This is a genomic window from candidate division WOR-3 bacterium (assembly GCA_039804025.1).
GTDB lineage: Bacteria > Hydrothermota > Hydrothermia > Hydrothermales > JAJRUZ01 > JBCNVI01.
In genome coordinates this window covers 74,471-80,932 of sequence record JBDRZP010000008.1, presented here as the reverse complement: position 1 = coordinate 80,932, position 6,462 = coordinate 74,471, and the positions used below count along the sequence as shown (strand labels likewise).

Here is a 6,462-nt window from a genome sequence, read left to right as displayed (position 1 = left end):
TCTGTATATTTTCCCATCTTAACCTTTATAAAATAGGTGTTCTTATTAATTCCAGATAAGTTTATTTCAAGCCTCTGCATACCTTTCTCAAAATACCCATAATTCCTCTTTTCAATTAATGAACCATTTATGTTATAGAAATCTAATTCAATTTCAGAGGGTTCCTTTATATCAAAAACTAAAACAAGAGATTTTGAGTTCCTTAATATATAAAGGTTATTTTTTTCCTTCGTAGGTTCTGGTTTAGAAGGTTTTAAATATTCATCAATTGAAAGACCACCTTCAAACTTTAAAATGAATGCATCAAAATCCCCTGCATTTGTTCCCTGATAATATGCACCACCACCTGGATCTTGTGTTGGAAAATTAGTTGAATAAGTATACCCTGTTACAAAAACATTACCATTTGCATCCCTTGTAATTGAAAAGCCTCCATCATCACTATTTCCACCATAATAAGTAGCCCATAGCCTTACTCCTGAATTGTTGAATTTTAAAATGAATGCATCATAACCACCTAAATTTGATCCCTGATAATATGCACCTCCACCTGGATCTAATGTTGGAAAATCATTTGAATAAGTTACTCCTGTTACAAAAACATTACCATTTGCATCCGTTGTAATTGAAAAGCCTCCATCATCACTATTTCCACCATAATAAGTAGCCCAGTTTCTTACCCCGGAATTATTAAATTTCAAAATGAACACATCACTCCCTCCTAAATTTGTTCCCTGATAATATGCACCTCCACCTGGATTTTGTGTTGGAAAATTAGTCGACTTACTATCTCCTGTTACAAAAACATTACCATTTAAATCCGTTGTAATTGAAATCCCCTCATCATTATCATTTCCTCCATAATAAGTAGCCCATAGCCATACTCCGGAATTGTTGAATTTTAAAATGAATGCATCATAACCACCTGCATTTGATCCCTGATAATATGCACCTCCACCTGGATCTAATGTTGGAAAATTAGTTGACTTAGTTTCTCCTGTTATAAAAACATTACCATTTAAATCCATTTTAATTGAATTGCCATAATCATCACTACTTCCACCATAATAAGTAGCCCATAGCCTTTCACCAGAATTGCTGAATTTTAAAATAAATGCATCCACACCTCCTGCTTTTGAACCCTGATAATATGCACCTCCACCTGGATCTTGTATTGGAAAATCAGTTGAATAAGTAGATCCTGTTACAAAAACATTACCATTTAAATCCGTTGTAATTGACCGGCCATCATCAGAACTATTTCCACCATAATAAGTAGCCCATAGCCTTACTCCTGAATTGTTGAATTTTAAAATGAATGCATCAAAAAGGCCTAAATTTGTTGCTTGATAATAAGCATTTCCGCCCGGGGTATATGTTGGAAAATTATTTGACACAGTACTTCCTGTTAAAAAAACATTACCACTTGCATCCGTGGTAATTGGACTGCCATACTCATCACTATTTCCACCATAATAAGTAGCCCAGTTTCTTACCCCGGAATTATTAAATTTCAAAATGAACACATCACTCCCTCCTAAATTTGATCCCTGATAATAGGCATTTCCACCCGGATTATATGTTGGAAAATCTGTTGATGCAGTAGCTCCTGCCACAAAAACATTACCATTTGCATCCGTTGTAATTGAATAGCCCCAATCATTACTACCTCCTCCATAATAAGTTCCCCATAAAAGTGCAAGTGGTGGATCTATTATTAAAGTATTTTCTCTTGAATAACTTGCAGTAAATGTAATATAACCTTCTTCAAAATCATAAAGAACTTCTGCTTCTTTTGAGCCTTGATACGCAAGAATCTCTCCATCCTCTATTTGAGAAATAGGAGTTTTAAGTATAAGTTTCTTACCATCTTTAATCTCAACATCTGCATACTTTATATCCATCCTTATCCTTGATATATCAGCAAAGGGCTTTAACTCAAACTGATGATGAACTTTACCATTTTCATACCTCCATACCCAATCAATCCCTGGATAAATTTCCTTTACCCTTACCTTTCTATAAGTTATAACTCCAAGAACTCCATCTGGACATGAAGAAAGATAATAGTTTGTATATCCTGGCAATGGATCTTCAAACTCTATATTCTCCTCTTTTATATTTGCACCTATAAGATCAACATCAATCCTTGAATAGGAAACTTCACCTTTGTTTTCCTCTGGATGAAATAATTTATCCCTCTTATCAAAATTTTTATTTCCTATATATGAGTATATAACATAAGAAACACCTTTTCTTGTTATGAAAATACCAAAGTTTGGAAGTTTTGCCCTTATAAGAACTTCCTTTACAGGTTTTCCTTCAAAATCTCCTACCTGTCCGAAATTCTTTTCAAATCCAATATAATCATTTATCCATTGCTGGATGAGTCCTTCCGAAATTCCTGATTGATTACCTTTAAGGGCGTATAACCCTATCACCATACATAATACTATTGCTTTTTTCATTTTTTACCTCCTTCAATTTTTATCAAGGTATTGTAAATTTTTAGTAAAAATAGTTAATCCCCTTTTCCCAATTTATTCAACATTTAAAACCTTTACAGTTTCTGTATATTTTCCCATCTTAACCTTTATAAAATAGGTGTTCTTATTAATTCCAGATAAGTTTATTTCAAGCCTCTGCATACCTTTCTCAAAATACCCATAATTCCTCTTTTCAATTAATGAACCATCAAGCTTATAAAAATCTAATTCAATTTCAGAGGGTTCTTTTATATCAAAAACTAAAACAAGAGATTTTGAGTTCCTTAATACATAAAGATTATTTTTTTCCTTAAAAGAATTTAAATTTTCCTTAACTGAAATACTGCTTTCAAATTTTAAAATAAATGCATCAGTATATCCTGCATATACTCCCTGATAATAAGTATTTCCACCCGGATAAAATGTTGGAAAATCATTTGAAGAAGTTTCTCCTGTTACAAAAATATTACCACTTATATCTGTTGCAATTGAGTTCCCCCACTCCCCATCACTTCCTCCATAATAAGTAGCCCATTTTCTTACACCTGAATTGTTAAATTCTAAAATGAATGCCTCACAAGGTCCTACATATCCCTGATAATAAGCATAACCACCCGGATTATATGTAGGAAAATCACTTGAACAAGTTATTCCTGTTAAGAAAACATTACCACTTGCATCTGTTGTAATTGACCAGCCTTCATCATCATCATTTCCTCCATAATAAGTAGCCCATAGCCTTACTCCTGAATTATCAAATTTTAAAATGAATGGATCATCTCCTCCTGCGTTTGTTTGATAATAAGCACCTCCACCTGGGTCCTGTGTAGGAAAATTAGTTGACTCAGTCCATCCTGTTAAGAAAACATTACCACTTGCATCTGTTGTAATTGAATTGCCACCTTCTCTATAATTTCCCCCATAATAAGTAGCCCATTTCCTTACTCCTGAATTATCAAATTTTAAAATGAATACATCACTATATCCTGCCTTTGTTCCCTGATAGTAAGCACCTCCACCTGGGTCCTGTAGAGGAAAATTGGTTGAACGAGTTCCTCCTGTTAAAAAAACATTACCGCTTGCATCCGTTGTAATTGATTGGCCTACATCTACAGAATCTCCACCATAATAAGTAGCCCATTTTCTTACACCAAAATTATCAAATTTTAAAATGAAGGCATCAGCCCATTCTCCACCATATGTTCCCTGATAATAAGCATTTCCGCCTGGATCATATGTAGGGAAATCATGAGAAGAAGTCTCTCCGGTTAAAAAAACATTGGCATCTGCATCTGTTGTGATTGAATATCCACTTTCATACGAACTTCCTCCATAATAAGTTGCCCATTTTCTTACCCCGGAAATGCTGAATTTTAAAATGAATATATCATAACCTCCTGCAATTGTTCCCTGATAATAAGTATTTCCACCTGGATTATATGTTGGAAAATCCGATGACTTTGTGCGTCCAGTTACAAAAATATTAGCATTTGGATCTGTTGTAATTGACCAGCCCCAATCATAATCACTTCCACCATAATAAGTAGCCCAGATTCTTACTCCGGAATTGTTGAATTTTAATATGAATACATCTTCATATCCTGCAATTGTTCCTTGATAATATGCAAGACCACCTGGATTATATGTTGGAAAATCAGTTGAATAAGTTACTCCTGTTAAAACAACATTACCACCTACATCCGTTGCAATTGAAAAGCCCTCATCCCAATCACTTCCTCCATAATAAGTAGCCCATAAAAGTGCAAGTGGTGGATCTATTATTAAAGTATTTTCTCTTGAATAATTTGCAGTAAATGTAATATAACCTTCTTTAAGCCTGTAAAGAACATTAATTTCTTTTGAGCCCTGATATGCAAGAATCTCTCCATCCTCTATTTGAGAGATAGGAGTTTTAAGTATAAGTTTCTTACCATCTTTAATCTCAACATCTGCATACTTTACATCCATCCTTATCCTTGATATATCAGCAAAGGGCTTTAACTCAAACTGATGATGTATTTTACCATCCTCATACCTCCATACCCAATCAATCCCTGGATAAATTTCCTTTACCCTTACCTTTCTATAAGTTATAACTCCAAGAACTCCATCAGGACAAGAGGAAAGATAATAATTTGTATATCCTGGCAATGGATCTTCAAACTCTATATTCTCCTCTTTTATATCTGCACCTATAAGGTCAACATCTATCCTTGAATAGGAAACTTCACCTTTGTTTTCCTCTGGATGAAATAATTTATCCCTCTTATCAAAATTTTTATTTCCTATATATGAGTATATAACATAAGATACACCTTTTCTTGTTATGAAAATTCCAAAGTTTGGAAGTTTTGCCCTTATAAGAACTTCCTTTACAGGTTTTCCTTCAAAATCTCCTACCTGTCCGAAATTCTTTTCAAATCCAATATAATCATTTATCCAAGATTTAACATTTTGAGAAGATAACTGGTTTGAATTTATTCCTTCAAGGGCATATGCCCATGTTATAGATATGAAGAAAATTAATTTATACATTTTTATTTTAAGAGTTTTAAAGGATTTGGACCTTGCTTTTATTATATATCTATTTGTAGAATCTGTCAAGTGATTTAAGTCACATTTTTTAATTAGCCTAATTACCCCCGCCAAGTTTATAAATTTTCTTATTCTTTATTTTATAGACCCCTCTTGTATCAAATATCAATTTTGAATTTTCAAGTATCTCCTCATAAGGTAAAATAGAATGGTTAGTTAAAATAATTACTAAATCATATTTCTTTAAAATATTCTTTTTATAATTTAAACTTTTTTTATTAAATTCTCTTATTTCAGGAACATAAGGGTCAATATAATCAATTTTCTTTACCATATCCTTTAAAATAGAAATAATTTTTATAGCGGGCGAATTTCTTACATCAGATATATCCTTTTTAAAAGCAACACCAAAGATAAGCACCTTTGATTCTGAAGGAAGTATTTTTTCCCTGTTTAAAATTTTCAAAATTCTATCAACTACATAATAGGGCATATCATCATTAACCTTTGCAGCAAGAGTTATAAAATCAATCTCCATATCATATTCTTTTGCTTTAAAGGATAAATAATAAGGGTCAACAGGAATACAATGACCCCCAACACCAGGACCAGGATAAAAGGGCATAAAACCAAAAGGCTTTGTCTTTGCTGCTTCTATCACCTCCCATACATCAATTCCCATTCTGTCACATAAAATAGCCATTTGATTTGAAAGGGCTATATTAACATTCCGGAACATATTTTCATAAATTTTTGCCATTTCAGCAACTTTTGGTGAAGAAACAGGGAATACCATAGGAACTATTTCTTTATAAATCTCATTTATAATCTTTAGACAATTCTTTGTAACACCGCTTGTTACAACAGGAATTTTATCAATTGTAAATTCTTTATCACCAGGATTTACCCTTTCAGGAACATAACCTAAATAAAAATCCCTTCCCACCTTAAAATTTTCCTCCTCAAAAATCGGTAACAGGATTTTCTCCGTTGTCTCAGGAAAAGTAGTTGATTTAAGAACTATAATATCTCCCTTTTTTATATTTCTCTTAACAGAATTTGCTGCATTTAAAACAAAAGAAAGGTCAGGGACCCTTTCCTTTGTAACAGGAGTTGGAACACATATAAAAATTGCATCCATTTCCTTTATTATTTTTTCATCAGAACTAACATTAAACTCACCGCTATTAATTTTTTCCTTTAAGAATTCTTCATTTATATCCTCAATTCCGAATATACCCTTTTTAAAATTTTTAATTTTTACTTCAGATATATCAAACCCTAAAACTTTAAAACCTTTTTTTAAAAAAAGTTCAGCAAGAGGAAGACCCACATAACCGAGTCCTATTATACCAATTTTTAAATCCCTTTTTTTAATTTTTTTTATAATTTCAGAAATCATGCTTTTATTATAAAAAATAAATTATCTTATAATAAAAAG

Annotated in this window: 3 protein-coding genes; all 3 read right to left on the bottom strand. The window is 32.4% G+C overall.

Annotation, left to right across the window (positions count from 1 at the left end; genetic code table 11):
• Positions 1–2,468, bottom strand: a 2,468-nt coding sequence (locus tag ABIN73_04380; protein ID MEO0268962.1) for an SBBP repeat-containing protein, incomplete at its 3' end; no start/stop codon positions are given.
• A 72-nt stretch (positions 2,469–2,540) separates the two neighbouring features.
• Positions 2,541–5,021 carry an SBBP repeat-containing protein gene (locus ABIN73_04375; GenBank protein MEO0268961.1) on the bottom strand — a complete coding sequence of 827 codons (2,481 nt, stop codon included), beginning with the start codon at positions 5,019–5,021 and terminating at the stop codon, positions 2,541–2,543.
• A gap of 97 nt (positions 5,022–5,118) precedes the next feature.
• Positions 5,119–6,423 carry a nucleotide sugar dehydrogenase gene (locus tag ABIN73_04370; protein ID MEO0268960.1) on the bottom strand — a complete coding sequence of 435 codons (1,305 nt, stop codon included), beginning with the start codon at positions 6,421–6,423 and terminating at the stop codon, positions 5,119–5,121.
• Between the last annotated feature and the right edge of the window lie 39 nt (positions 6,424–6,462).

Bases quoted from the DNA above. Each gene is read 5' to 3' on its own strand.
- ABIN73_04375 (MEO0268961.1), bottom strand. From the start codon at position 5,021: ATGTATAAATTAATTTTCTTCATATCTATAACATGGGCATATGCCCTT.
- ABIN73_04370 (MEO0268960.1), bottom strand. From the start codon at position 6,423: ATGATTTCTGAAATTATAAAAAAAATTAAAAAAAGGGATTTAAAAATT.